The organism is Aeromicrobium sp. P5_D10 (assembly GCF_054049535.1).
In genome coordinates, this window is sequence record NZ_JBFUME010000011.1 from 66,681 (window position 1) to 88,771 (window position 22,091).

The following is a 22,091-nucleotide window of genomic DNA, read 5'->3' on the forward strand; positions in this document are numbered from 1 at the left end:
TCGATCAAGCTGATCGCATGCGAGATCTCGTGGCGCCGCTGGCCGATCTGCTGCTGGGCGCACGGTGCGCGGGATGCCACGGCCCGGCATTGCTGTTGTGCCGTGCGTGCGGGGAGAAGATGCGGCCCGAACCCATCGAGGGCGGGGCGGCCGTCCCGTCGACGCCCATCGCGGCCGGACTCAACGACGGTGTCATGCGCCGGGTCCTGATCGCCTGGAAGGAGGGCGGAGCGACTCGGTTGACTGGCGTGCTCAGCCATCACCTGGCAACCGCTGTGGCGCCTCATCTGCGCCCCGGACAGCAACTGACACTGGTCGCCGTCCCGACCTCGCGGCACGGTCGGAGAAGGCGCGGCGGCGATCTGGTCGAAGATCTGGCGCGAGCGGCAGCACGGCTGCTCAGACGCACCGGCGCCGACGTAGAGGTGGCAGCCGTCCTGACGTTCGCCCGGACGACCCGCGACCAAGCTGGACTCGACGCTCGTGACCGCCAGGCCAATGTGGCAGGGGCCTTCCGGGCCAGGTCGAATGCGGTCCCGGCCGGACGCGACATCGTCGTGGTGGATGACATCTCGACGACCGGAGCGACCCTTGCGGAGGCGGTCCGCGCACTCATCGAGGTGGGGCACCGGCCGATCGGCTCGGCGGTCGTCGCCGCGACACCCTGGCATTCCAAGGGTCCCCGATGAACTTGCGCGCTGCACTGGTTATTCGCATCTGGGCGGTCTAACGTCACAGGTATGGCATGAAGCAGGCGCTGCTCTTCAGCGTGACACCGAGACAAGGGAGTTCCCATGGAAATTGTCGTCAACGGTCGCAACAGCGAGATCTCCGAGACCTTTCGAGGCCGGGTCGAGGAAAAGCTCCTCCGCCTCGAGAAGTACGACTCTCGGCAGAAGATCACCCGAGTAGAAGTCGAAGTCACTCACGAGAAGAATCCACGCCAGCACGACACCGCCGCGAAGGTCGAGATGACTTTGCGTTCACGAGGTCCGGCCGTCAGGGCCGAGGCGACCTCGACCGATCAGCATTCCGCGCTCGACTCCGCGATCGACAAGCTGGAGTCACGTCTGCGCCGGGCCGTTGATCGCAAGCGCATCCACCACGGCGACAAGACCCCGCGCTCAGTCGCCCAGGCCACCGCCGTGGTTCCGTCCGACGATGCGATTCTCGACGGCCCGACCGATGACGTTCCGGTCACGATGGCCGGACCCATCGAAGTGCAGGGTGATTGCCCGCTCGTCGTCCGGGAGAAGACTCACCAGGCCACCCCCATGACGCTCGACCAAGCCATGTACGAAATGGAACTGGTCGGCCATGACTTCTATCTGTTCATGGAGAAGGACTCGATGCGTCCGAGCGTGGTCTATTTGCGCAAGGGATACGACTATGGCGTGATTCACCTCGACGTGACTGAGTGAGCCTGTCGCGCTTCCGACCCCGATTCATGGGAGACTCCAAGAGTGACTTCTTCGGGCGATAGCATCCGCGTGCTCTTGGTCGACGATCAAGAGCTGTTCAGGCGTGGCGTCAAGATGGTCCTCGGCGCCGATGACGCTCTCGAACTCGAGGAGGTCGACGACGGCGACAAGGCTCTCGAGCTGGTCGCGGAGAATCCCTTCGACATCGTCCTGCTCGACGTGCGGATGCCCGGACGTAGCGGGGTCGAAGTGTGTGCGGCGATCAAACAGATCTCGCCGACCACGGGCATCATCATGCTGACTGCCAGCGATGATGAGTCCGATCTCTACGAGTCGATTCGTAGTGGGGCTTCGGGATATCTGCTCAAGGACGGCTCGACGTACGAACAGGTCGCCGAAGCGGTGCGCCTGGTCTCGTCGGGCCAGTCCTTGATCAGTCCCAGCATGGCCACCAAGCTCCTCGATGAGTTCGTGCACATGTCGAAGAGTCCTGCTCCGACGACGAATCTCACGCCCCGTGAGCTCGGTGTGCTGCGGCATGTCGCTCGGGGTCTGAGTAACCGCGAGATCGCGGAGGAATTGTTCATCAGCGAGAACACGGTCAAGAACCACATTCGCAATATCTTGGAGAAGCTGCAGATGAAGTCGCGCATGGAGGCGGCCATGTACGCCGTGCGCAGCAAGCTCGTCGACAACGTTCCGTGACCGAGCAGCCTGGGGTGCAGCAGCTCAGCGTGCTGCAAGCGCGACGAATCGCACTGGCGGCGCAAGGGTTCACCAAACCGCGGCCTGGCCGCGAAGGCGAAGTCAGCGCGCGTCATGTCGCCAAGGTGATCCGACGGCTCGGTTTCTTCCAGATCGACTCGGTCAACGTGCTGCAACGGGCCCACTACATGCCGTTGTTCTCGCGGCTCGGCTCATATGACGTCGAGATCCTGCATAGGGCATCCGGGCGCGCTCCACGTCGGCTGTTCGAGTATTGGGCGCACGAGGCGGCCTTGGTCGACGTCGCCTTGTGGCAGGCATTCCAGTTCCGGATGGAATCGGGTGCCCGCATGTGGGGCGGGATGGCGCGGATCGCCGCGGAGAAGCCCGAATTCGTCGCGTGGGTCCTCGAGGAGGTCCGCGCCAGAGGACCGCTCACGGCGCGCGAGATCGAACACGATGTGCCGCGGGAGAAGGACAACTGGGGCTGGAACTGGTCCGAGGTCAAGCAGGCGCTGGAGTATCTGTTCTACAAGGGGCACGTCACCTCCGCGCGGCGCAACTCTGCCTTCGAGCGGGTTTACGATCTGCCCGAGCGAGTCATCCCGGCCGTGTATCTCGACGCCGAACCGCTGACCCCGGCCGAGGCGCATCGGGTTCTCGTCAGCCATGCGGCGTCCGCGCTCGGGATCGGGACGGCGCAATGCCTGCGCGACTATTTCCGCATGGACCCCGAGTCGACCAAGACCGCGATCGGCGAACTCGTCGAAACCGGCGAGCTGCTGCCGGCGACGATCAAAGGATGGAAGCGACCTGCGTACCTGCACCGCGACGCCGTCAGGCCGCGCAAGGTGGAGGCACGGGCTCTGCTGAGTCCCTTCGATCCGTTGGTGTTCGAACGCACGCGAGCCGAGCAGCTGTTCGACTTCCGCTATCGGATCGAGATCTACGTTCCGGCCGACAAGCGGATCCACGGCTATTATGTGCTGCCATTCCTGCTGGGGGACCGGCTCGTGGCCAGGGTCGATCTGAAGGCCGACCGTAAGAACGGGGTGCTCGTCGTGCACGGCGCGTGGGCTGAGTCCCATGCGCCCCCGCACACCGCTGAGGAGCTTGCCGATGAGCTGAGGCTTCTGGCCGACTGGCTGAGTCTTGGGGCAGTCGTACCACCTGCGAAAGGTGATCTTGCCAGGGAACTCACGGTGACCCTTGCTCGTCACATAGACTGACCAAGCTCAAAGTTTTCCACCCTCACAGTGCTGAGTTCCCCGCCGTTTCAGGAGTGCATTTTCGTGCCCAAGGTCATCGACAAGATTCTTCGCATGGGCGAAGGCAAGGTCCTCAAGCAACTCGAGGCCATCTCCAGGCAGGTCAACGCCCTCGAGGACGAGTTCCACGCGATGAGCGATGACGAGCTCCGCGGCATGACTGAGGAGTTCCGCAGCCGGCTGGCTGACGGTGAAAGTCTGGACGACCTCATGCCGGAAGCGTTCGCGACAGTTCGCGAGGCGGCCTTCCGAGTACTCGGCCAGCGTCACTTCGACGTCCAGATCATGGGCGGCGCCGCACTGCACCTGGGCAATATCGCCGAGATGAAGACCGGCGAGGGCAAGACGCTCGTGTCGACCCTGCCGGCCTACCTGAATGCCTTGAGCGGCAAGGGTGTCCACATCGTCACGGTCAACGACTACCTGGCCAAGTACCACGCGGAGTGGATGGGCCGAGTGCACCACTTCCTGGGTCTGACGGTCGGCATGATTCTGCCCAATATGGCTCCGGCCGAGCGCCGTGAGGCCTACGCCGCCGACATCACGTATGCGACCAACAACGAGCTGGGCTTTGACTACCTGCGCGACAACATGGCCGACGACATCGCCGAGTGCGTGCAGCGCGGTCACAACTTCGCCGTGGTCGACGAGGTCGACTCGATCCTGATCGACGAGGCCCGTACGCCGTTGATCATTTCGGGCCCCACCGAGGACGAAGTCAAGTGGTACGGCGAGTTCGCCAAGATTGTCGGAGCCATGAAGGTCGACGAGCACTATGAGGTCGACGAGAAGAAGCGCACGATCTCGGTGACCGAGCAGGGTATCGACAAGGTCGAGGACCAGCTTGGGATCGACAATCTCTATGACGCGGTCAACACGCCGCTGATCAGCTTCCTCAACAACGCGATCAAGGCCAAGGAGCTGTTCAAGAACGACAAGGACTATGTCGTCATCGAAGGCGAAGTCCTGATCGTCGACGAGCACACCGGACGAATCCTCGACGGTCGTCGTTACAACGAGGGCCTGCACCAGGCGATCGAGGCCAAGGAGGGCGTACGCATCCGCGAGGAGTACCAGACCCTTGCCACGATCACGCTGCAGAACTACTTCCGTCTCTACGACACGCTCAGCGGCATGACCGGAACCGCCCTGACCGAGGCGTCGGAGTTCGACAAGATCTACAAGCTCGGCGTCGTCCCGATCCCGACCAACCGGCCGATCGCGCGCGTCGACCAGCCCGATCTCGTCTACCGCACTGAGGAGGCGAAGTTCAACGCCGTCGTCGATGACATCGTCGAGCGGCACGCCTCAGGTCAGCCCATCCTGGTCGGCACCACGAGCGTCGAGAAGAGCGAGCGACTCTCCAAGCAGCTCAAGAAGCGCGGCGTCCCGCACGAGGTGCTCAACGCCAAGCAGCACGACCGCGAAGCCGCGATCGTCGCGATGGCCGGTCACAAGGGTGCCGTCACGGTGGCGACCAATATGGCCGGTCGAGGCACCGACATCATGCTCGGCGGCAGCGTCGAGTTCCTCGCCGACGCCGCGCTGCGCAAGAAGGGTCTCGATCCGCTTGAGGACTCCGAGGCATACGAGGCCGAGTGGCCCGTAACGCTCCAGCAGATGGAGGAGCAGGTCAAGGCCGAGAAGATCGCCGTCGCCGAAGCCGGTGGCCTGGCAGTCATCGGAACCGAGCGCCACGAGTCGCGTCGCATCGACAATCAGCTGCGTGGACGTTCAGGCCGTCAGGGCGATCCGGGCGAGACCCGTTTCTACCTGTCGCTTGAGGATGACCTCATGCGCCTGTTCAAGGCTGACTGGGTCAACTGGGTCCTGCAGACCATGAAGATCCCCGACGACGTCCCGATCGAGAACAAGCGCGTCACGGGTGCGATCGCTTCGGCGCAGTCGCAGGTCGAGGCGCAGAACTTCGACTCCCGCAAGAACATCCTGAAGTACGACGACGTCATGAGCGCGCAGCGTTCGGTCATCTACACCGAGCGTCGAGAGGTGCTCGAGGGCAAGGACATGCGCGACTGGGTTGTCGCCAACATCGAAGGTGTCATCCGGGCGTACGTCAGTGGCGCGACCGAAGGATTCCCCGAGGAGTGGGAGCTCGAGCAGCTGTGGACCGCGCTCGGCACCCTGTATCCGATCAGCCTGACGATCGAACAGGTCGAGGCCGAAGCAGGCGGCCGTGAGGGTCTGAGCCGCGACAGCCTGCAGGAACTCATCTCCGAGGATGCGCTCGCCGCCTACGCCAAGCGCGAGGAGGAGCTCGGTGCAGAGGTCGTGCGTGAGCTGGAACGTCGCGTCGTCCTCAGCGTGCTCGACCGCAAGTGGCGCGAGCACCTCTACGAGATGGACTATCTGCGCGAGGGCATCGGTCTGCGTGCGTACTCCCAGCGCGATCCGCTGGTCGAGTATCAGCGTGAAGGCTATGACCTGTTCAACGCCATGATGGAAGGTATCGCCGAGGAGTCGGTCGGCTTCTTGTTCAACCTGGACGTCGAGGTCGAACAAGAAGATGATGATGACGCCGACGAGGCGATGCAGCTTTCGGCCAAGGGCCTGGGTGTGAAGTCGGCGCCACAGGCATTGACCTACTCGTCTCCGGGTGAGGACGGCGATGCCGAAGTGCATGCCGAACTGTCGGACGAAGATCCAGCTGAGACCGAAGCGCGCCGCCAGGCCAATGCCAAGAACCGTGCCCGCCAGAAGGCCAAGCAACAGCGGAAGTCTCGCAAGAACAACCGTTAGGCGAGCGCTCGTTAGGCCCAGGCTAGGGCGGTGCAGCGCCAGACTTTCTCGCCTCGATGCGTGGTCTGTAGCTCGAGCCGGACGGCGATGGCGCGCGAGCGTCCGCGATGCACCATGCGTCCGGCGATCTCCGCGGCTTCCTCGTGCACCATCGCCACATGGACCGAGACGATGCGCGGCCCGCTGCCGGAACGGGCTCGCAGCGGGACCCGGGCATGGACCGCAAGCCTGCTTGTCAGCTGCGCGTAGACGTCGGGGGCCATCCAGGCCGCCATCTGCCGTGCAGGACGGACACCTCCGAGCACTTCGACAAGAGCCTGCATGAAGCGCGCCGCTCGCTCGCGGATCGCATGGGCGTCGCCGCGTTCGATGGGCACAGGAAGGACCGGCTTCATACCTGGAAACGGAAGCGGGATCTGCCCCGCATCGGGATCGGAGCGCCTCGCGAACGGCACATGGTGGGCGGGTGCGATCAACGCGGTCGCGGTCTTCATCGACGATCCTTCCCAAGCGGTGGAGTGAGCTGTTGGCCGGGGAAGATCAGGTGGGGATCGACGCCGATCACGGCGCGATTCGCGTCGTGCCACCGGCTCGTTGCCGCGGCGATGTCGGCCGCCGACGCGCTCGGGGGCAAGGAACGGGCCGCGATGGCCCACAGCGTGTCGCCGGGTCGGACGATGATGCTGAAACGCGTGTGGACGAGGTCCGGTGTCGCCGCGCTGCTGGGTCGATCAGGCAGTTTCATCCCGGACAGCGAGTGCTGAGGCGCCTCGTGCGGTCCTAAATGCGGATCGGCGTAGGCCGGCGTGACGGCAATGGCCCCGGCGGCCCCCGCGAAGAGGGCGTGCCGTAGGAGGCGCGGGGTAGTCAGTCGGACGAGGTGAGACGAACTTCCGAGGAGCGCCAGAGTGACGGCCAGCAACACCCACATGGAGAGCGCCAGTTGGAGCAGAGTCGCCAGCGCCAGCAGCGCGTCGGGAAAGGAGGGGCCGTCCACGGCCTCCAGGGATGTCGCGGCCTGAGGTGCGAGCAGCCAGGCACTGACAACTGCCAGCGCCGTGACCCCCCAACCGCTCTTCGATAGACTCATTCCAGGTCCTTTGATGACGTTTAATAACGTTTGAATACACCAAAGTCCTTTTAAGATGCTCTGTCAACCACGTGATCAGGTGCCTGGGGACACTGTCGTGGCTCGACGAACTTCGATAACGTGCGGTGATGCGTTGGGACAGACTCTTCGACGACCTCGAAGCACAGCTGGCCGATCTGGAGCTCCAGGAACGCGACGTGTTGGTCGGTGATCTGAGCGATGGCGATTGGGCCGAGACGTCCTGGCGGGATCTGCTCGGCGGCCGAGTCGTGTTGGAGGTCCAGGGGGCAGGCCGACTCGAAGGTGTCGTGGGTCTGGTCAATCAGCAGATCATCCAGCTCAGAGGCGATGGAGTGGATCACGTCGTGTCGGCCGAGGCAGTCACGGTGCTGCACTCCGCGCAACGGCGGGCCGATTCGGTGTCGGAGGTTGCTGCTCGGCTCGGCTGGGGATATGTGCTCCGGACGCTGCGTGATGCCGGAGAGGAGGTCCGGATCAGGCTCGTCGATACCACCGCACGTGACGGGATGGTGGACGTCGTCGGGCAGGACTTCGTCCGACTGCGAACTGAGTCAGGCCGCGATCAGATCATCGCTTGGCGCGCTATCGCGGTGGTCAGCGCTCGGAGGTGATCTCGTCTTCGACCTCATCGTCGACGAGATCGTGTGCTTCGGCTCGGGCGTACTGGCGGGCGATATATTCCTCGAGCTGGTCGTTCTCGACTCGCCACTGACCTCGTCCACCGATCTGGATGCCTCGGAGGTCGCCCGAACGCACCAAGGCGTAAACCTGCCGGACCGTCACGTTGAGAATCTCGGCGACGTCCGCCAGCGTCAGAAACCGCGGGCTGGAAGGTGGCATGGCATCAGTTTCCCATGACCAGGTGTCAAGAGTGTTACCTACCTGACCACTTCTGTGGACATCTGTGGATTCCGCTGGACGGATCACGGTCGACTCGGTAGAACCGTGGGATGACCAACTGGCGAGGGTCCGACAAATCCGGCAAGCCCACGACCCGACTTCGGCTTCAGCCGTGGAAGGATCCGCGACTGCTGATCGGCGTGCTGCTGGTTCTCGGCGCGACGGTACTGGGCGCACGGGTGCTGTCCGGCGGCGATGGGGCGGTGGAGTACTGGGCCGTGCGGGACCAGGTGGCTTCGGGGGAGCGGGTGCAGGAGGCCGATCTCGAACCCGCGCGGGTCACACTGTCGGGTTCGACGGCAGACAACTACATACGCGTCGACGAGGAGTTCGTGGCTCCGCTGGACCAACTGGTCTGGGCACACGACGTCGCGGCCGGTTCGTTGCTGGTCAAGGCGGCGTTGGTCGAATCGGGCGACCGGCGACGTGGGGAGCTGCCTCTTAACGTCGCGGCCGGTTCGGCGCCCGCAGACCTGGGGCGTGGTGACTCCGTCGACGTGTGGGTCGGTCCCGGACCCGGTGACCAGGGGGCCGGCAAGGCGAGCCAGATATTGGAGGCCGTGCGCATCGTGCAGTCGGGCGACGATGGCGTCGCTGCGGGAGGCGACCTGGCTCAGACGGTGCTGGTGGAGGTCGATCAGCAGGACCTGGACGCCTCGGTCATCGCCGCCGTCGCGTCAGGACATGTGACTCTGGTCCGGGTGTCCTGAGATGGACGTAGTCATCGCCGCCGGGGATGCGGCCTGGGAAGCCGAGGCGATTCGAGAGCTCGAATCATCGCCGTCGCTACGGTTGGTGCGGCGGTGCGTCGATGTCGCCGACCTCCTCGCGGTCGCCCGCAGCGAGCGTGCGGCAGCGGCCATCGTCTCGGTCGAACTTGCCGGGCTCGACGTCGATACCGTGCATCGACTCGAACGCTCCGGCGTACGGGTCGCTGCCGTGCAGGGTGACCAGGCCAGATGCGATGCCCTCGGTGTGACCCGGCGCCTGCGACTGGGTGGACTCGACGAGATCCTCAGAGAGTCGCCCGGGCCGGCGAAGACAGCCGGCGAAGCGGCGGCGCCGGTTGTCGCGGTGTGGGGGCCGGCCGGTGCTCCGGGGCGTAGCACCGTGGCACTGGCCCTGGGGTCCGCGGCCGCTGGCCGTGGGATCGACACGATCCTTGTCGACGCCGACACCTACGGTGGGGCGCTCGGACAGATGCTGGGGATGCTCGATGACGTCAGTGGGCTCGTGGCGGCATGTAGGGCAGCCAACCAGGTGCGGGCTCACGAGGTGACAGATCATCTGCTCGACGTCGATCCCGGGCTGCGGCTGCTCACGGGCGTGCCGCGGGCCGACATGTGGCCGCAGATCCGCGCAGGCGCCCTTGACGTCGTGCTGACCCGTCTCAGGACGACCGCAGATCTCATCGTCGTCGATTGCGGATTCTCCCTTGAAGAGGGGGCAGGTCCCAACGGGCGGAATCAGACCACGTTGCAGCTGCTCGACCTCGCCGCTTCGGTCGTCGCGGTGGGAAAACCCGATCCGGTCGGCCTGTCCCGGTTGATCCGCGGTCTGCATGACCTGGGCGATGTCTCGGGGCAGCGCGAGGCGATAGTCGTGGTCAATCAGATGCGGTCGTCGCTCGGCTGGGGCGAACGTGAGGTCGGCTCCATGTTGCTGCGGCTGACCGGTCATGAGCCGGCGGTGTTCTTGCCATTCGATCAGTCCGGACTCGACCTCGCGGCGGTCAGCGGCAGATGCCCGCAGGAGTCGGCGTCATCGTCGTTCGTGGCTCGGATGGACGTCCTGACGAGCCGGGTCATCGCCGGCGCGTCGCACGATGCGGTCCTTGCAACGGTCGATCAGTGACCCGGTGGTAACTTTTCTGCACGACGTCCTTGAGGAGGGCCATGCAACGGTTGAGCCCGCTGGATGCGATGTTCCTGCACCAGGACAGTCCGACGATGCCTCGTCAGGTCGCTTCGTTGGCCATTTTGGAACCGGGTCCGACGCCGTTGGACTACGACCGGCTCATCCACGTCATCAACGAGCGGATCGACCTGGTTCCCCGGTACCGCCAGGTTGCCCGGTCGGTGCCCGGCGCGCTCGGCACGCCGATGTGGGTCGATGATGAGAATTTCGACATCTCGCTTCATGTGCGACGCTCGGCGTTGCCGAAGCCCGGTACGAGTGATGCCTTGCACGAGCTCGTCGGACGATTGATCGCCCGTCGCCTCGATCTCGACCGGCCGTTGTGGGAGCTCTACCTGATCGAGGGACTGGTCGGCGGCCGGGTGGCGCTGCTGTTCAAGGCGCATCAGGCGCTCGTCGACGGATCGGAGACCGTCGATCTCGCGCAGGTGCTGCTGGAAGAGACCGCCCACGACCGCGATATTCCGCACGAGGAATGGAATCCGCGCACCGAACCCAACGCCGCCGAGCTTGTCGCAGGCACGATCAGCCGCAATCTACGTCACCCGGCCGAGGCGATGCGGATCGCCGAACTCAATATCGGCCGTATCGCACGCAAACTGCCGGTCATCGGATCGGAAGCGCAGACTCCTCACGGGATCTTGTCGACCGAGCTGAGCCGACACCGCAGATTCGCCTCGCTCGCGGCCGATCTCGACGACTTCCGCCGGGTTCGAGAAGAGCACGGCGGCACGGTCAATGACGTCATCCTGGCCGTGATCGCCGGCGGGATCCGGGGCTGGATCCTGACCCGGGCCGAACCAGTCACGGCCAAGACGAGCTTTCGGGCCATGGTGCCGATGTCGGTCGTGGCCGAGGACGGTCTGCCGACCTCGCTCGGCTCGAAGGTACGCGGACACCTGCTGTCTCTGCCGGTGGGGGAGTCCAATCCCGTCGTCCGGCTGCATCAGGTGTCATATGCGCTCAAGGATCACCGCGAGACCGGATCGGCTGTGGCTGCCAACAAGCTGGCCGCGCTGCCGGGATTCGCGACCTCGACGTTCCATGCGGTGGGCGCACGGGTGGCCGACGCCGAGGCGGGCCGTGGTCACCAGATCGTCATCACCAATGTGCCGGGACCGCAGGATCCGCTCTACCTGGCCGGTGAGGCTGTCGCCGAGGTGTATCCATGTATCCCGCTCAGCGGCAAACGCGCCCTGGCGATCGGAGTGACGTCTTACAACAGCAAGGTCTTCTTCGGCATCGTCGCCGATCGCGAAGCCGTGCCCGACGTGGACGTCCTGGCGCAATGTATCGAGGATGCCCTGATGGAACTGGTCGAAACTGTCGAAGGACGCCGCGCTCGTGCGCCGCGTGGGCGTCAACGCCCGGTGAAGAACTGATGCGTGTTTATCTGAGCCTGTCCCGCGAGGACCTTCTCGTCCTCCAGACGGGGGAGAGCGTCACACCGGCCGAGGCTTTCCTGGCCGCATCGGTCGATGAGGAGGACGAGCTCGCGGCCGTCGAGGAGGCCGCGGAGCAGGGAGCTGTCGCTGCGGCCGCTGAGCTGGCTGATCCTGACGGTCCGGTCTCGCTGGTCGATATCGCGTCGTTCCATGTCGACATCGACGGCAGCGGTGATCTGGCCTGGTACGCGCCACAGGAGCTGGACGCCGTCCTCACCCTGCTCTAGCCTCCAGCCCCTCCAACCCCTGGGGCGGTGCGCTGGCGTCCAAGAACTTGACGAAACTGCCCAAGGGGGTGGGGTCAGAGCTTGGACATGCCGTATTCGACTTCTTCGCGCAGCGAGGACCTGATGGCCTTGGCGACCTCGGGCTCGATCTTCTTGCCGATGAACGGGATCGACACCTTGACTTCGCCGTCCACGGTGAAGTCCGAGCCGCCCTCGCGGGCGAACAGCTTGGCCTTACCGATCATTTCGGCAGGTTGACCGATGATGCTGACCTTGACGTCGGCGGTGCGGTTTCCCGTGGCGTCGGGGCCACTCCACACCTCGGTCTGCTTGACCTTGACCGTGCTGCCGGTGAGCTTCTTGACGAAGTCGGGCATATCGGCCTCTTGGGTGCGAAGAATCGTCACGGTGGCGCCGTCGCCGTCGGGGACTACGGTGACTTCGTAGTCGGTCGCACCCTGGTTGGCACACGATTCGGTGCGGAAGGCCTGATCTGCGAGCAGTGTGAAGACCTCTTCGACGCTGGCACCGTCGTAGGTGAACTTCTCATTGAGCTTCACGGGGTCACCTCCTGGTTGCCGGCCGCGAGAGCCTTGAGTTCGGCGAGTCGGGCTTCGACCTCGGTCATCGCGGAGTCGTTCTCGAGCTCGGCGAACTGCGAGTCGAGGCTCGAGGCGGCCAACTCGGCGTGACCGGCGACCTGGGCCTCATCGCGGCGGACCTTCTCCTCGAAGCGCGACAGCTCGCTCGTGGGGTCGAGCACGTTGATCGAGGAGACGGCGTCTTGGACCTTGGCCTGGGCTTCGGCGGTCTTGGCACGGGCGACGAGCTGGTCACGCTTGGTCTTCAGCTCGCCGAGCTTGCCCTGCATGTTGACCAGACCGGTCTTGAGCTTCTCGACCGTCTCGTTCTGTGCGGCGATCTGCGGTGCGGCGGCCTTGGCCTCGCCCTCGAAGCTGATCTGCTTGCTCAGCGCGACCTTCGCGAGGGCGTCGAACTTGTCGGCCTCGGCAGGCTGCCCCGAGGCGCGCAACGAGTCAGCGCGCTGGGAGGCGGACAGGGCCTTGGCGCCCCACTCCTTGACCGCCGCGACGTCCTCGGCGTAGTCGGCCTCGGCCAGACGCAGGTTGCCGATCGTCTGGGCGACTGCGTCCTGCGCCTCGGCGATCGAGTTGGTGTAGTCACGCACGAGCTGGTCGAGCATCTTCTCGGGATCTTCGGCCTTGTCGAGGAGCGAATTGATGTTGGCGCGGGTCAGCTGCCCGATTCGCCCGAGGATGGACTGTTTCTGAGCCATGGTCGTCACTTTCGGTAAGTCGGCGGTCTGTGCGTGGTGCCGTCGCACTCGATCTTGCTGCATCGGGAGAGCCGAGACAACCAGTGGCACCCACGAGTTGTGTTTCAGATCGAGGAATCGGCCGTCACCGGACGGCTCCGGAAGATCCACCAGCGCATCGATGCGAACCTCATGACGGTCACGAACAGATTCGCCGCGGTCAGCAGCACCACCTCCAGCAAAGGATGCGCGTCACCTTGCACTCGACGCATCAGCGCAAGCGATCCACCTGTCACGGCCAATCCGCAACCGAACACCAACAGCCCCTGCAGTTGGTGTTTCAAGGCATCGTTGCCGCCGCGGAAGCCGAAGGTGAATCGACGGTTGGCGGCAGTATTGGCGATTGCCGTGACGGCCAAGGCCACGGCGTTGGCTTGCTGCGCGCCGAGATTCCCGCGCAGCAGGACGTACAGCGCGCCGTAGGCGATCGTCGACAGGACGCCGACCAGCGCGAACACCACGAGCTGCGAGCTGAGTCTGCCGCCTGCGCTGCTTGCACTGGCCCGGCCCAGGGTGCTGGTGACGTCGGCGAGCGGGATCCTCCCACGCAGCAACGCCCAGCCCAGCCGTCCCATACCCCGTAGGTCTGCGGCCGCCGTTCGGACGATGTCGACCCTGCTGTCGGGATCGTCGACCCAATCGACCGGCACCTCGTGAATCCGCAATCCGGCACGTTCGGCGACGATGAGCAGCTCGGTGTCGAAGAACCATTCGTCATCTTCGATCAACGGCAGCAGTTTCTCGGCGACGTCGCGCCGGATCGCCTTGAATCCGCACTGCGCATCGGAGAACCGAGCGCGCAGAGCGCTGCGCAGCAAGACGTTGTACGTCCGCGAGATGAACTCACGTTTGGGGCCACGCGTTGTCCGGGACGTTCTGGCGAGGCGAGAGCCGATCGCGAGATCGGAATGACCCGACAGCAGCGGAGCGACGAGCGGTAGCAGGGCGTTGAGGTCGGTCGACAGGTCGACGTCCATGTAGACCAACACATCGGAGTCGGAGTGTGACCACGCCCGTTTCAGCGCCCGCCCCCGCCCCTTCTCAGACAACGTCAGCACGTGGACGTCATCGAATCGGTGCGCGAGTTGATGCGCCAGCACATTGGTCGCGTCGGTACTGGCATTGTCGGCGATCGTCACGTGGTGATCGAATGGCAGGACGCGAAGGGCCTCGCGGAGGGTTTCGACCGAGCTGACCAGCGTCCTTTCCTCGTTGTGGACAGGGATCACGATCTCGATGCTCGGACGTCGCAGCGGCATGCCGACACCGACGGCAGCGGACTCGACGAGGGCGGTCATCGGACGCCACCTGACAAGTCGTAGAGCGTGACACCGTCGACGGTCTGAGCGGTGAAGTTCGCCGCGACCCAGGTCGTGATGTCGGAGCTCGTGCTGCCGCCGGCGTTGATCCCGCGTCCGCCGCCTCCAGCGCCGCCGGAGATGAAGTAATGGACCTCGCCGTCCGCCACGTATTGCTGGAACTGTGCCAGTGTCGGGCTGGGATCAGAACCGTTGAATCCGCCGATCGCCATGACGGGCAATCCGGTGGCGAGCTGGTAGCCCGAAGCAGAGTTCGAGCCCACCGCCGCACCGACCCACGTGTACGAGCCGGCGTCGGTCGTCAGCAGCGTATCGATCTGATCGGTCGACGAAGAACCCGACAGCAGGCCTCCGGGACCGCGCTGACCCATGGCGCGACCGGCCCCACCGGGCTGCCCCATGCCACCACCCATGCCACCACCCATGCCGCCTCCCGCGCTCGGTCCCGCACTGGGGATCGAGCCGGTGTGAGCAACTGAGGCCGTGTCGACGGCGTAGGCGGCAGGTCCGGCGATCATCGTGATCAGAGCCGCTGCCGCAATGGCGCATGCCGCCCGCCGGGGTAGCAGCTGGTGAACGGCCAGAAGGAATCCCGAGGCGACCCCGCTGATCACGACGGCGTACTTCAGCCACGGCATAAAATCCGCGGAGCGGTCCAAGAGTGCAAAGCTCATGGCCGCGGTCAGCGCGATCACGAACGCAGCTCCGAGTGTCGCGATGACCGACCGACGCTGATCCCACAAAATGTTCACACCGATTCCGATCAGTGCCGCGATCGCGGGGGCCAATGCGACCGTGTAGTAGGCATGGAAGATGCCCGCCATGAAGCTGAACGTGAGTCCCGTGACGAGCAGCCAGCCGCCCCAGACGATGAGTCCGGTGAGTTGACGGTCGCTGCGACCGGCTCCGCGACGGAACCACAGACCCAGCGCGAGAAGGGCGATTGCTGCAGGAACCAGCCAGGCGATCTGCCCACCGATCTCGGAACTGAACAATCGGAACATGCCGGTCTCGCCCCAACCGCCGCCTCCGCCGACCGAGCCGGTTTCATTGCCGTTCAAACGACCGAAGCCGTTGTAGCCGAGGGTCAGTTCGAGGATCGAGTTGTTCTGGGAACCGCCGATGTAGGGACGGCTCGAAGCCGGCCACAGTTCGACGATCACGATCCACCAGCCGGCGGCGAGAACCATCGATCCGAACGCGATCAGCAGATGCCTGATTCTGGTGCCGACCGACGGTCGCGCCGCTACGAGGTAGACCAGTGCCAGCGGGGGCAGGACCAAGAAGGCTTGGAGCATTTTGGTCAGGAAGGCGAATCCGACCAGCGAACCGCCGAGGACGAGCCAGCGCACGGCCCGCTCGGGCGCCTCGACGGCGCGGATCGTGGCATACACGGCGCCGACCAGCAGCAGGGTCAACAGCGCATCGGGGTTGTTGAATCGGAACATCAGTGCAGCGACGGGCGTCACCGCCAGAACCAGTCCGGCCAGGAGGCCGGCCCACGCGGACTGCGTCGTGCGTCGCACCGTCGCGTACAAGAGCCCCACCGAGCCGATACCCATGAGTGCCTGGGGTACGAGCATCGCCCACGGGGAAAGGCCGAAGATCCGCACCGACAACGACATGGGCCACAACGCCATCGGTGTCTTGTCGACCGTGATCGAGTTGGCGGCATCGGAGGAGCCGAAGAAGAACGCCTTCCATGATTCCGAGCCGGCCTGGACTGCTGCGGAGTAGAAGGAATTGGCCCAACCGGAGGCGCCGAGGTTCCACAGGTAGAGCAGTCCGGTCGCGAACAGTAGAGCGATCAGGGTCGGACGGACGAGCGGCGAATCTTCAGCCCGACCGCGCCACAAGCGATGCAGTCGAGCCGGGATGACCGTGGATGAAGTCGCGGTGGCCGCCGAACGCTGCTGCGCGGTCGGCGGCGCCGAATAGGTCGTTGGAGTCATGACTCCACGGTCGACGTCCGCGCTGGCAGGGCGATGTGGTGTATCTGTGCGGTGTCTGTGACCGTCCGCGAGTGGTGCAAGCACCGTCCCGAGCGGTGCAAGCACCGTGCCGAGCGGTGCTTCCTGGACCGACTCGCCGTCTCAAAACGACTATTTCGCACCACTCGCGGAGGGGGTGGAGGGGAGGGACAGGGTGAACGTCGTGTCGCCGGGGATGCTCTGCACTGAGGCGTTGCCGTCGTGCGCGTGCATGATCGCCTTGACCAGTGACATGCCGAGGCCCGCGCCGCCAGACGCCCGGGTCCGCGAGGAGTCGCCTCGGGTGAATCGCTCGAAGACCGTGGGCAGCAGTTCCGGATCGATTCCGGGACCGTCGTCGTGGACATCGATCCGCACTTCGTCAGTGAGGTTGATGCTGACCTTGATCTGCGTCTTCGGGGGAGTGTGCCGGGTCGCATTTGTCAGCAAGTTGGTGACGGCCTGGTGCAGGCGCTGTTCATCGCCCGTCACGATTACCGGTTCGTCCGGAACGTCGAAGGTCCAGCCGCGCTCCCGGTCGACGACGCGCGCATCGTCGACTGCCTCGACGACCAGGCGTGTCAGGTCGACGGGCCGACGGTCGATGTCGCGGCCGGCATCAAGGCGGGCCAGCAACAGCATGTCCTCGACGAGGTGCGACATGCGTCCCGCCTCGGATTCGACCTTCGCCAGGATCTGGTCGGGATCGTCGCGGCCGGTACGGCGGCTGAGTTCGGCGTAGCCCTTGATCGTCGACAGCGGAGTGCGCAGCTCGTGTGAGGCGTCGGCGAGGAACTGTCTGACCTGTTGCTCACTCTCATGGCGGGCGTCGAGCGCCTCCTCGACGTGGCCCAGCAGCTGGTTGAGGGCTTCACCGACCTGGCCGACCTCTGTCGCCGGATCGGTCAGCTCGGCTGGGACACGGACGGTCTGACCCACGCTGCCTGACGACAGCGGCATTGCCGTGACCTCGTGAGCCGTTGCGGCGACGTCTCGCAAGGGGCGTAGCTGGCGGCGGACCAGCAGCCGTCCGGCTACCGCTGCGGCAGCGATTCCGGCCAACGCCAACAACGATTCCCACCAGATGAGGCTGGAGATCGTGCCATCGACGTCGTCGGTCGGCAGGGCCTGCACGAGCGTATTGTCTTGCGGAGTGGTGGCCGCCAGGACGCGATACGAGCCCAAGGCGGGCACCTCGACAGTTCGAGGTGAAGCCCCGACTTCGACGGTCGAGAGTGCCCTCAAGGCGCTGCGGGACAACTCGCGAGGTACACCGCTGCTCGGGATCACCAGTCCCGCGAAGCAGTCGGACGTGATGATCGCAGTCAGGCTGCCGGCGCCTTGCCCTTGGGCCAGCGGCGGAGGCTCGCCGCAGAATTGGCCGTTGTCAGTTCGGGGACGGAAGCCCGGATCGCCGCCTCGGAACTTGTCTTGTGCGCGCTGCGCGGACTGTTCCAGCTGGTCGTCGAGTCGGTTCATCAGATATGACCGCATGACGAGCGTCGCGCTGATCGTGACGAGAATGCTCACAACCGCGACCAGCGCGACGGCTGTGACGATGAGTCGGTTCGTCAGGGACGACGGCAGAAAACTGCGCATGGCCGTCTACTCCGCCGGCTTCAGGACGTATCCGGCGCCACGTTTGGTGTGGATCATCGGGGCACTTGCATTGCCCTCGATCTTCTTGCGCAGATAGGAGATGTAGAGCTCGACGATATTGGCCTGGCCGCCGAAGTCGTAGTCCCAGACCCGGTCGAGGATCTGCGCCTTCGACAGGACTCGGCGTGGATTCCGCATGAGGAAGCGCAACAGTTCGAACTCCGTGGCGGTCAGATCGATCTCGCGACCGGCACGGGTGACGTCACGGCTGTCCTCGTCCATCGAGAGGTCGCCGACCGTGATGACGGTGTTCGGACGTGTGTCGAGGGCACCGGTCCGGCGCAGGAGACCGCGCAGTCTGGCGATGACTTCCTCGAGGCTGAAGGGTTTGGTGACGTAGTCGTCCCCGCCCGCGGTCAGACCGGCGACCCGGTCCTCGACCGAATCGCGAGCAGTCAGGAACAAGATCGGAATCTCCGGGGCGAAAGCTCGCACCTTGCGCAGGACTTCCATGCCGTCGTAGTCGGGCAGCATCATGTCGAGCACGATCACGTCGGGCGCATAGTCCTTGGCTGCGGCAACGGCCTTGCGGCCTGTATGTGCCATCTGAACGTCCCAGCCCTCGTAGCGCAGTGCCATCTGGAGCAGTTCGGCGATATTGATCTCGTCATCGACGACCAGCACCCGTAGGGCAGTGCCATCGGCTCGCGTCAGTGAAGGTGCCATGAGTCCAGTGTGTGGCACCGGTTTGACGTCGTCCTGGGTGTTTGCTGTGACAGAACTGTGAAGAGGGCGCCTCAGCTATCGCTGTTCACACGCACAGATTCCTGACAGGTTGCCGGCGAATGCTCGACAGCATGACTGAACATGACGAGACGAAGGCATCACCCATGCGCACCTGGTCGAGCCGCACGCTTGTTGCCGCAGCCGTGGCAGCGGTCGTGCTCGGGGTAGGCGCAGGGGCGGCACTCGGTTCCCTCGGAGGCGACAGCGGGGACGGGAGAGGCGGGCCGGGGCAGATGAGGGGAAATTTCCCCAGCGGTGGCCAACCGGGTCAGCCGGGTCAGCCCGGCAGACTGCAGCAACCTCCCGGGCTCCCTGGCGACGGCACCGACGGCACCGATGGGAGCGGCACCGACACCGGCAGTACGGACTCCTCGTCGATCTGAGGCAGTACGTGACTACGCTGTCATGCATGACGCGCCCCACCCGAGCCCAGGTGCAGGAGCAGAACCGTGAGGTTGTGCTCGACGTCGCGAGGGTCGCATTCATGCGTGACGGTTACGTCGCGACCTCTCTGGCATCGGTGGCCAAGGAAGCCGGCTTCACGACGGGCATCGTCTATTCGAGTTTCGGCAGTAAGGCCGATCTGGCCATTCGTGTGCTCGAACGGCTGCAGTCCGAGCAGATCTCGGCTCTGGGCGATGGCGTCGCGGCGGCGTCGACTCCCGATGAGGTCCTGGCACAGGTCAGGACGTGGGCCGTTGCTGCGACAGCGTCGGGTTGGGTGCGATTCGAGCTCGAGCTACTGCTCGACACGATCAATGATCCGCGTCTGGCAGCCGACCAGACTGCGCGGCAGGCTGCGGCGGTCGAGCAGGCCAGCGGCATCGTCCGTTCGCTGCTGCCCGCCGAAGCCGTCGACGACGAGACGATCGACGTGCTGGGTGAAGCGGCCGTCGACTACGCGATCGGCGTCGCGGTTCGCCAGATCACGAATGCGAAGGCTTCACCGGACCGGTTCCTGCGTCTGCTCCAACCGTTGTTGGCGTCCATCGCGAACTGACGGCCTAGCGGCGCGGGTACTTCACGGACTTGTCGCCTTCGAGGCATGAGGTACCGCTGACGCTGGCCGGGAATGCGTACTTGGTCAAGGTCGCGCACCCGACGAGCTCCTGTCCGGTCCACACCTGTTTCCACGAGCCCTGCGATGAGGCCCACAGGGCTGCGTAGCCGCCGCATTGCGGGATGAAGTAGCCGCCGGCGGCCCACCCGCCGGTCGCCAGGCGGGAGACGTAGATCTGCGGATTCTCCGGGCACTCCTTGTCGAGATCGGCCCGGCTCCTGGCGAGTTCGGCGGCGATGAATGTCTTGAAGTCCGCCGGAGCGCCGGTGAGTCTGGCGGTGTCGGCCGCACGCGTGATGATGACGCCACTCTCGTCCACGTTCTCGTAGTCGATGAACTTGCCGGCCGCGGGGTCGGCGGGAACGTCTGGCGAGGCGGGAGGCGCCGGACTCGAGGTGGTCGGCGATGTCGACGGCTGGGCTGTCGGCGTCGCAGTCGGAGCGGTACTTCCGGACGTCTGGGGTGCCGGCGACGATGACGTCGGGGTCGCCGCAGGCGGTGCGTCCGACCCACAGCCGGCCAGTAGCAGTGCGGCGGCGGTCAGAGTGGCCAGCAGGACGGGTGCGCGCTTCATGGGTTCATCGTGCCCGGTGCGATGGGAACCGCCGTCACCGGCCAGTGACTCCGTCGATGGCCTCGCGGATGAGATCGGCGTGACCGTTGTGTCGGGCGTATTCCTGGATCATGTGCACGTGCACCGTCCGTAACGACATCTGACCGCCGTGGCTCTCGATCTCGAAGTCGAGATCGAGGTCGGCCACCGCGTGCGCCGCGGCGGCTTGCTCTTCCGCCAGTTGGATCAAGGCGCTCGGGGCATCGGCCGGGTCGATGACATTGAAGTCGGTGTCATCGCGCGCGTCGAAGTTGTGCAGATGCTCGATGTCCTCGGCGGCAACCCGTTTGCGGAACCACACACGTTCGACCTTCGCCATGTGCCGGACCAGGCCGAGCAGACTCAGATGAGTGGTGATGACGGGTCGAGAGGCGAGCTGGTCGGCGGTGAGGCCTGCGCAGACATTGAGCAGCGTCCAGCGGTGCCAGGCCAACATCCCCTCGAGGATCGGCCGCTCTGCGCCGGTCATAGGTCCGTTGGGGGGATCGGCCGGCTTCGGCGCGGTCCAGGTCATCGTTGGGCACCGCGCAAGCGCTTGTGCTCGTACATCCGCCGGTCGGCCGCAAGTACCAGGTCATCGACCGTCGCGGCGGGCAGCTCGGCGGTCGTGACCGTGCCGATGCTGGCCGATAGCCGGTAGCGCAGGTCGCCGTCGTCATTGATGGTGTCGAGCCGGGCCAGCAGCCGCTCGGCCAATCCGGCCTCATCGAGCGGGGGCTGTGCGATGAGGACGCAGAACTCGTCGCCGCCGATCCGGGCCAGCACGTCTCCCGCGCGCAGGACCGAGCGGAGCGCTTCTGAGACGTGGACCAGCAGTGCATCGCCCGCGAGGTGGCCGAACTCGTCATTGACCGACTTGAGCCCGTCGACGTCCACGAATGCGACCAGGCAGCTCTGACCGTTCTCGCCAGCGGCCGTGAGCTGCTGGTCGGCGACCTGAAAAAAGCCCCGCCGGTTGAGCAGACCGGTCAACGGGTCGGTGACCGACAGCTCGTGGATCTCGCGGTTGGCCTGTTCCAGCGCGGCCGTGCGATCTCCGACGCGGCGTTCGAGCTCACCGTAGATCGCGACATTCTCCATCGCGATCGATGTGGCGTCGGCCAGGGCCTGGAGCAACTGGATCTCTTCATCGGTCGCCAGATGACCGTCGGCCCAGTAGTTGCCGATCGCGCCGATGGGATCGAGACTGCGGATCGGCACCATGGCCAGGCTTTTGACGAACGTCGGCCGATAGGCGGCGTGCGGGATCCGGTCATCGACGTAGATGTCTTCGACGATGGCGGGCAGTTTGTTGATCATGGCCCAACCGCTGATGCAGGTCTCCAACGGGAATCTGCTGCCCTTCCACAATGGCTCGATGGCATCTTCGTCGGCGTAGTAGCACTGGTCCTCGTCGCGAAGGACGAACGTCGCGCCGTCGCTACCGGCCAGCTCGCGGGCCGTGGTTCGGACGATCTCCTGTACGCGCTCCAGGTCGCGTGCCAAGGACAGTTCCTGAACGGCGACCATGAGTCGCTCCATACCGCGAACGTAGACCTGCGATGGGCCAACAGATTCGTCGAGCGTCATGTTCGTCCTCACGTGCCGATGGCCCTCGTATTGAGGCCTCGCCACGCAATCGTAGCGGTCAGAAGTGCCGATGCAGCTGCGCTGTCTC

General features: G+C 65.1%; 24 protein-coding genes. 12 read left to right on the forward strand and 12 right to left on the reverse strand.

Going from position 1 to position 22,091, the window contains the following annotated elements; all coding sequences use genetic code 11:
- Positions 1–17 precede the first annotated feature (17 nt).
- The 5 genes from ACXJKC_RS18700 (at position 18) to secA (ending at position 6,151) form a co-directional block, all read left to right on the forward strand.
- Positions 18–689 (forward strand): ComF family protein, encoded by a 672-nt coding sequence (locus ACXJKC_RS18700; protein ID WP_456698258.1) that lies wholly within the window; start codon positions 18–20, stop codon positions 687–689.
- 105 nt (positions 690–794) lie between these two features.
- A complete protein-coding gene (gene hpf, locus ACXJKC_RS18705; protein WP_456698259.1) occupies positions 795–1,421 on the forward strand; it encodes a ribosome hibernation-promoting factor, HPF/YfiA family in 627 nt (208 codons plus the stop codon).
- 42 nt (positions 1,422–1,463) lie between these two features.
- Positions 1,464–2,126 carry a response regulator gene (locus tag ACXJKC_RS18710; protein ID WP_456698260.1) on the forward strand — a complete coding sequence of 221 codons (663 nt, stop codon included), beginning with the start codon at positions 1,464–1,466 and terminating at the stop codon, positions 2,124–2,126.
- Positions 2,123–3,355 (forward strand): winged helix-turn-helix domain-containing protein, encoded by a 1,233-nt coding sequence (locus ACXJKC_RS18715; RefSeq protein ID WP_456698261.1) that lies wholly within the window; start codon positions 2,123–2,125, stop codon positions 3,353–3,355. Before ACXJKC_RS18710 ends, ACXJKC_RS18715 begins: the two co-directional genes overlap by 4 nt.
- 63 nt (positions 3,356–3,418) lie before the next feature.
- Positions 3,419–6,151, forward strand: coding sequence for a preprotein translocase subunit SecA (gene secA, locus ACXJKC_RS18720; protein WP_456698262.1), 2,733 nt, complete (start codon positions 3,419–3,421; stop codon positions 6,149–6,151).
- 11 nt (positions 6,152–6,162) lie between these two features.
- Here the strand turns inward: secA and ACXJKC_RS18725 are convergent, their stop codons facing one another.
- The gene (locus tag ACXJKC_RS18725) at positions 6,163–6,645 is read right to left on the reverse strand and encodes an Rv3235 family protein (RefSeq protein WP_456698263.1); all 483 of its coding nucleotides are present in this window, start codon (positions 6,643–6,645) and stop codon (positions 6,163–6,165) included.
- Positions 6,642–7,241 (reverse strand): LysM peptidoglycan-binding domain-containing protein, encoded by a 600-nt coding sequence (locus tag ACXJKC_RS18730; protein ID WP_456698264.1) that lies wholly within the window; start codon positions 7,239–7,241, stop codon positions 6,642–6,644. Before ACXJKC_RS18730 ends, ACXJKC_RS18725 begins: the two co-directional genes overlap by 4 nt.
- Positions 7,242–7,369: 128 nt before the next feature.
- On the opposite strand from ACXJKC_RS18730, the gene ACXJKC_RS18735 reads away from it, so the two are divergent.
- Positions 7,370–7,873: a hypothetical protein gene (locus ACXJKC_RS18735; RefSeq protein WP_456698265.1), complete on the forward strand. Its 504-nt coding sequence runs from the start codon at positions 7,370–7,372 to the stop codon at positions 7,871–7,873.
- On the opposite strand, the gene ACXJKC_RS18740 is transcribed toward ACXJKC_RS18735, so the two are convergent.
- On the reverse strand, positions 7,857–8,102 hold the full coding sequence (locus ACXJKC_RS18740; protein ID WP_456698266.1) for a helix-turn-helix domain-containing protein: 246 nt from the start codon (positions 8,100–8,102) through the stop codon (positions 7,857–7,859). The genes ACXJKC_RS18735 and ACXJKC_RS18740 overlap by 17 nt on opposite strands.
- Positions 8,103–8,212: 110 nt before the next feature.
- Between ACXJKC_RS18740 and ACXJKC_RS18745 the strand changes: the two genes are divergently transcribed.
- The 4 genes from ACXJKC_RS18745 to ACXJKC_RS18760 are packed head-to-tail and all read left to right on the forward strand — an operon-like array spanning position 8,213 to position 11,751.
- Positions 8,213–8,872, forward strand: coding sequence for a hypothetical protein (locus tag ACXJKC_RS18745; protein ID WP_456698267.1), 660 nt, complete (start codon positions 8,213–8,215; stop codon positions 8,870–8,872).
- A gap of 1 nt (position 8,873) precedes the next feature.
- A complete protein-coding gene (locus ACXJKC_RS18750) occupies positions 8,874–10,016 on the forward strand; it encodes an AAA family ATPase (RefSeq protein ID WP_456698268.1) in 1,143 nt (380 codons plus the stop codon).
- A 41-nt stretch (positions 10,017–10,057) separates the two neighbouring features.
- A complete protein-coding gene (locus ACXJKC_RS18755; RefSeq protein WP_456698269.1) occupies positions 10,058–11,461 on the forward strand; it encodes a WS/DGAT/MGAT family O-acyltransferase in 1,404 nt (467 codons plus the stop codon).
- Positions 11,461–11,751, forward strand: coding sequence for a hypothetical protein (locus ACXJKC_RS18760; protein ID WP_456698270.1), 291 nt, complete (start codon positions 11,461–11,463; stop codon positions 11,749–11,751). Before ACXJKC_RS18755 ends, ACXJKC_RS18760 begins: the two co-directional genes overlap by 1 nt.
- A 74-nt stretch (positions 11,752–11,825) precedes the next feature.
- Here the strand turns inward: ACXJKC_RS18760 and ACXJKC_RS18765 are convergent, their stop codons facing one another.
- From ACXJKC_RS18765 to ACXJKC_RS18790, 6 genes are all read right to left on the reverse strand, one after another.
- Entirely contained in the window at positions 11,826–12,311 is a 486-nt protein-coding gene (locus ACXJKC_RS18765) for a DUF2505 domain-containing protein (protein WP_456698271.1), read from the reverse strand.
- Positions 12,308–13,048 (reverse strand): PspA/IM30 family protein, encoded by a 741-nt coding sequence (locus ACXJKC_RS18770; RefSeq protein ID WP_456698272.1) that lies wholly within the window; start codon positions 13,046–13,048, stop codon positions 12,308–12,310. Before ACXJKC_RS18770 ends, ACXJKC_RS18765 begins: the two co-directional genes overlap by 4 nt.
- 104 nt (positions 13,049–13,152) lie before the next feature.
- Positions 13,153–14,385, reverse strand: a complete 1,233-nt coding sequence (locus tag ACXJKC_RS18775; RefSeq protein ID WP_456698273.1) for a glycosyltransferase — start codon at positions 14,383–14,385, stop codon at positions 13,153–13,155.
- Entirely contained in the window at positions 14,382–16,358 is a 1,977-nt protein-coding gene (locus ACXJKC_RS18780) for an ArnT family glycosyltransferase (RefSeq protein ID WP_456698274.1), read from the reverse strand. The genes ACXJKC_RS18775 and ACXJKC_RS18780 overlap by 4 nt, the downstream gene beginning before the upstream one ends.
- Positions 16,359–16,508: 150 nt before the next feature.
- On the reverse strand, positions 16,509–17,975 hold the full coding sequence (locus tag ACXJKC_RS18785; RefSeq protein ID WP_456698275.1) for a sensor histidine kinase: 1,467 nt from the start codon (positions 17,973–17,975) through the stop codon (positions 16,509–16,511).
- Positions 17,976–17,981: 6 nt separating this feature from the next.
- Positions 17,982–18,701: a response regulator transcription factor gene (locus ACXJKC_RS18790; protein ID WP_456698276.1), complete on the reverse strand. Its 720-nt coding sequence runs from the start codon at positions 18,699–18,701 to the stop codon at positions 17,982–17,984.
- Between the two features lie 131 nt (positions 18,702–18,832).
- Between ACXJKC_RS18790 and ACXJKC_RS18795 the strand changes: the two genes are divergently transcribed.
- On the forward strand, positions 18,833–19,144 hold the full coding sequence (locus tag ACXJKC_RS18795) for a hypothetical protein (RefSeq protein WP_456698277.1): 312 nt from the start codon (positions 18,833–18,835) through the stop codon (positions 19,142–19,144).
- 26 nt (positions 19,145–19,170) lie between these two features.
- Positions 19,171–19,761, forward strand: a complete 591-nt coding sequence (locus ACXJKC_RS18800; protein ID WP_456698278.1) for a TetR/AcrR family transcriptional regulator — start codon at positions 19,171–19,173, stop codon at positions 19,759–19,761.
- A 4-nt stretch (positions 19,762–19,765) separates the two neighbouring features.
- Here the strand turns inward: ACXJKC_RS18800 and ACXJKC_RS18805 are convergent, their stop codons facing one another.
- The 3 genes from ACXJKC_RS18805 to ACXJKC_RS18815 are packed head-to-tail and all read right to left on the reverse strand — an operon-like array spanning position 19,766 to position 22,003.
- A complete protein-coding gene (locus tag ACXJKC_RS18805; RefSeq protein ID WP_456698279.1) occupies positions 19,766–20,395 on the reverse strand; it encodes a hypothetical protein in 630 nt (209 codons plus the stop codon).
- 34 nt (positions 20,396–20,429) lie between these two features.
- Positions 20,430–20,948, reverse strand: a complete 519-nt coding sequence (locus ACXJKC_RS18810; protein ID WP_456698280.1) for a mycothiol transferase — start codon at positions 20,946–20,948, stop codon at positions 20,430–20,432.
- Entirely contained in the window at positions 20,945–22,003 is a 1,059-nt protein-coding gene (locus ACXJKC_RS18815) for a diguanylate cyclase domain-containing protein (protein ID WP_456698281.1), read from the reverse strand. The genes ACXJKC_RS18810 and ACXJKC_RS18815 overlap by 4 nt, the downstream gene beginning before the upstream one ends.
- Positions 22,004–22,091: the final 88 nt, after the last annotated feature.

Coding starts and splice junctions, on each gene's coding strand:
- ACXJKC_RS18700 (WP_456698258.1), top strand. CDS start 18: ATGCGAGATCTCGTGGCGCCGCTGGCCGATCTGCTGCTGGGCGCACGG.
- hpf (WP_456698259.1), top strand. CDS start 795: ATGGAAATTGTCGTCAACGGTCGCAACAGCGAGATCTCCGAGACCTTT.
- ACXJKC_RS18725 (WP_456698263.1), bottom strand. CDS start 6,645: ATGAAGACCGCGACCGCGTTGATCGCACCCGCCCACCATGTGCCGTTC.
- ACXJKC_RS18730 (WP_456698264.1), bottom strand. CDS start 7,241: ATGAGTCTATCGAAGAGCGGTTGGGGGGTCACGGCGCTGGCAGTTGTC.
- ACXJKC_RS18735 (WP_456698265.1), top strand. CDS start 7,370: ATGCGTTGGGACAGACTCTTCGACGACCTCGAAGCACAGCTGGCCGAT.
- ACXJKC_RS18740 (WP_456698266.1), bottom strand. CDS start 8,102: ATGCCACCTTCCAGCCCGCGGTTTCTGACGCTGGCGGACGTCGCCGAG.
- ACXJKC_RS18745 (WP_456698267.1), top strand. CDS start 8,213: ATGACCAACTGGCGAGGGTCCGACAAATCCGGCAAGCCCACGACCCGA.
- ACXJKC_RS18750 (WP_456698268.1), top strand. CDS start 8,874: ATGGACGTAGTCATCGCCGCCGGGGATGCGGCCTGGGAAGCCGAGGCG.
- ACXJKC_RS18755 (WP_456698269.1), top strand. CDS start 10,058: ATGCAACGGTTGAGCCCGCTGGATGCGATGTTCCTGCACCAGGACAGT.
- ACXJKC_RS18760 (WP_456698270.1), top strand. CDS start 11,461: ATGCGTGTTTATCTGAGCCTGTCCCGCGAGGACCTTCTCGTCCTCCAG.
- ACXJKC_RS18770 (WP_456698272.1), bottom strand. CDS start 13,048: ATGGCTCAGAAACAGTCCATCCTCGGGCGAATCGGGCAGCTGACCCGC.
- ACXJKC_RS18775 (WP_456698273.1), bottom strand. CDS start 14,385: ATGACCGCCCTCGTCGAGTCCGCTGCCGTCGGTGTCGGCATGCCGCTG.
- ACXJKC_RS18780 (WP_456698274.1), bottom strand. CDS start 16,358: ATGACTCCAACGACCTATTCGGCGCCGCCGACCGCGCAGCAGCGTTCG.
- ACXJKC_RS18785 (WP_456698275.1), bottom strand. CDS start 17,975: ATGCGCAGTTTTCTGCCGTCGTCCCTGACGAACCGACTCATCGTCACA.
- ACXJKC_RS18790 (WP_456698276.1), bottom strand. CDS start 18,701: ATGGCACCTTCACTGACGCGAGCCGATGGCACTGCCCTACGGGTGCTG.
- ACXJKC_RS18795 (WP_456698277.1), top strand. CDS start 18,833: ATGACTGAACATGACGAGACGAAGGCATCACCCATGCGCACCTGGTCG.
- ACXJKC_RS18800 (WP_456698278.1), top strand. CDS start 19,171: ATGACGCGCCCCACCCGAGCCCAGGTGCAGGAGCAGAACCGTGAGGTT.
- ACXJKC_RS18805 (WP_456698279.1), bottom strand. CDS start 20,395: ATGAAGCGCGCACCCGTCCTGCTGGCCACTCTGACCGCCGCCGCACTG.
- ACXJKC_RS18810 (WP_456698280.1), bottom strand. CDS start 20,948: ATGACCTGGACCGCGCCGAAGCCGGCCGATCCCCCCAACGGACCTATG.
- ACXJKC_RS18815 (WP_456698281.1), bottom strand. CDS start 22,003: ATGACGCTCGACGAATCTGTTGGCCCATCGCAGGTCTACGTTCGCGGT.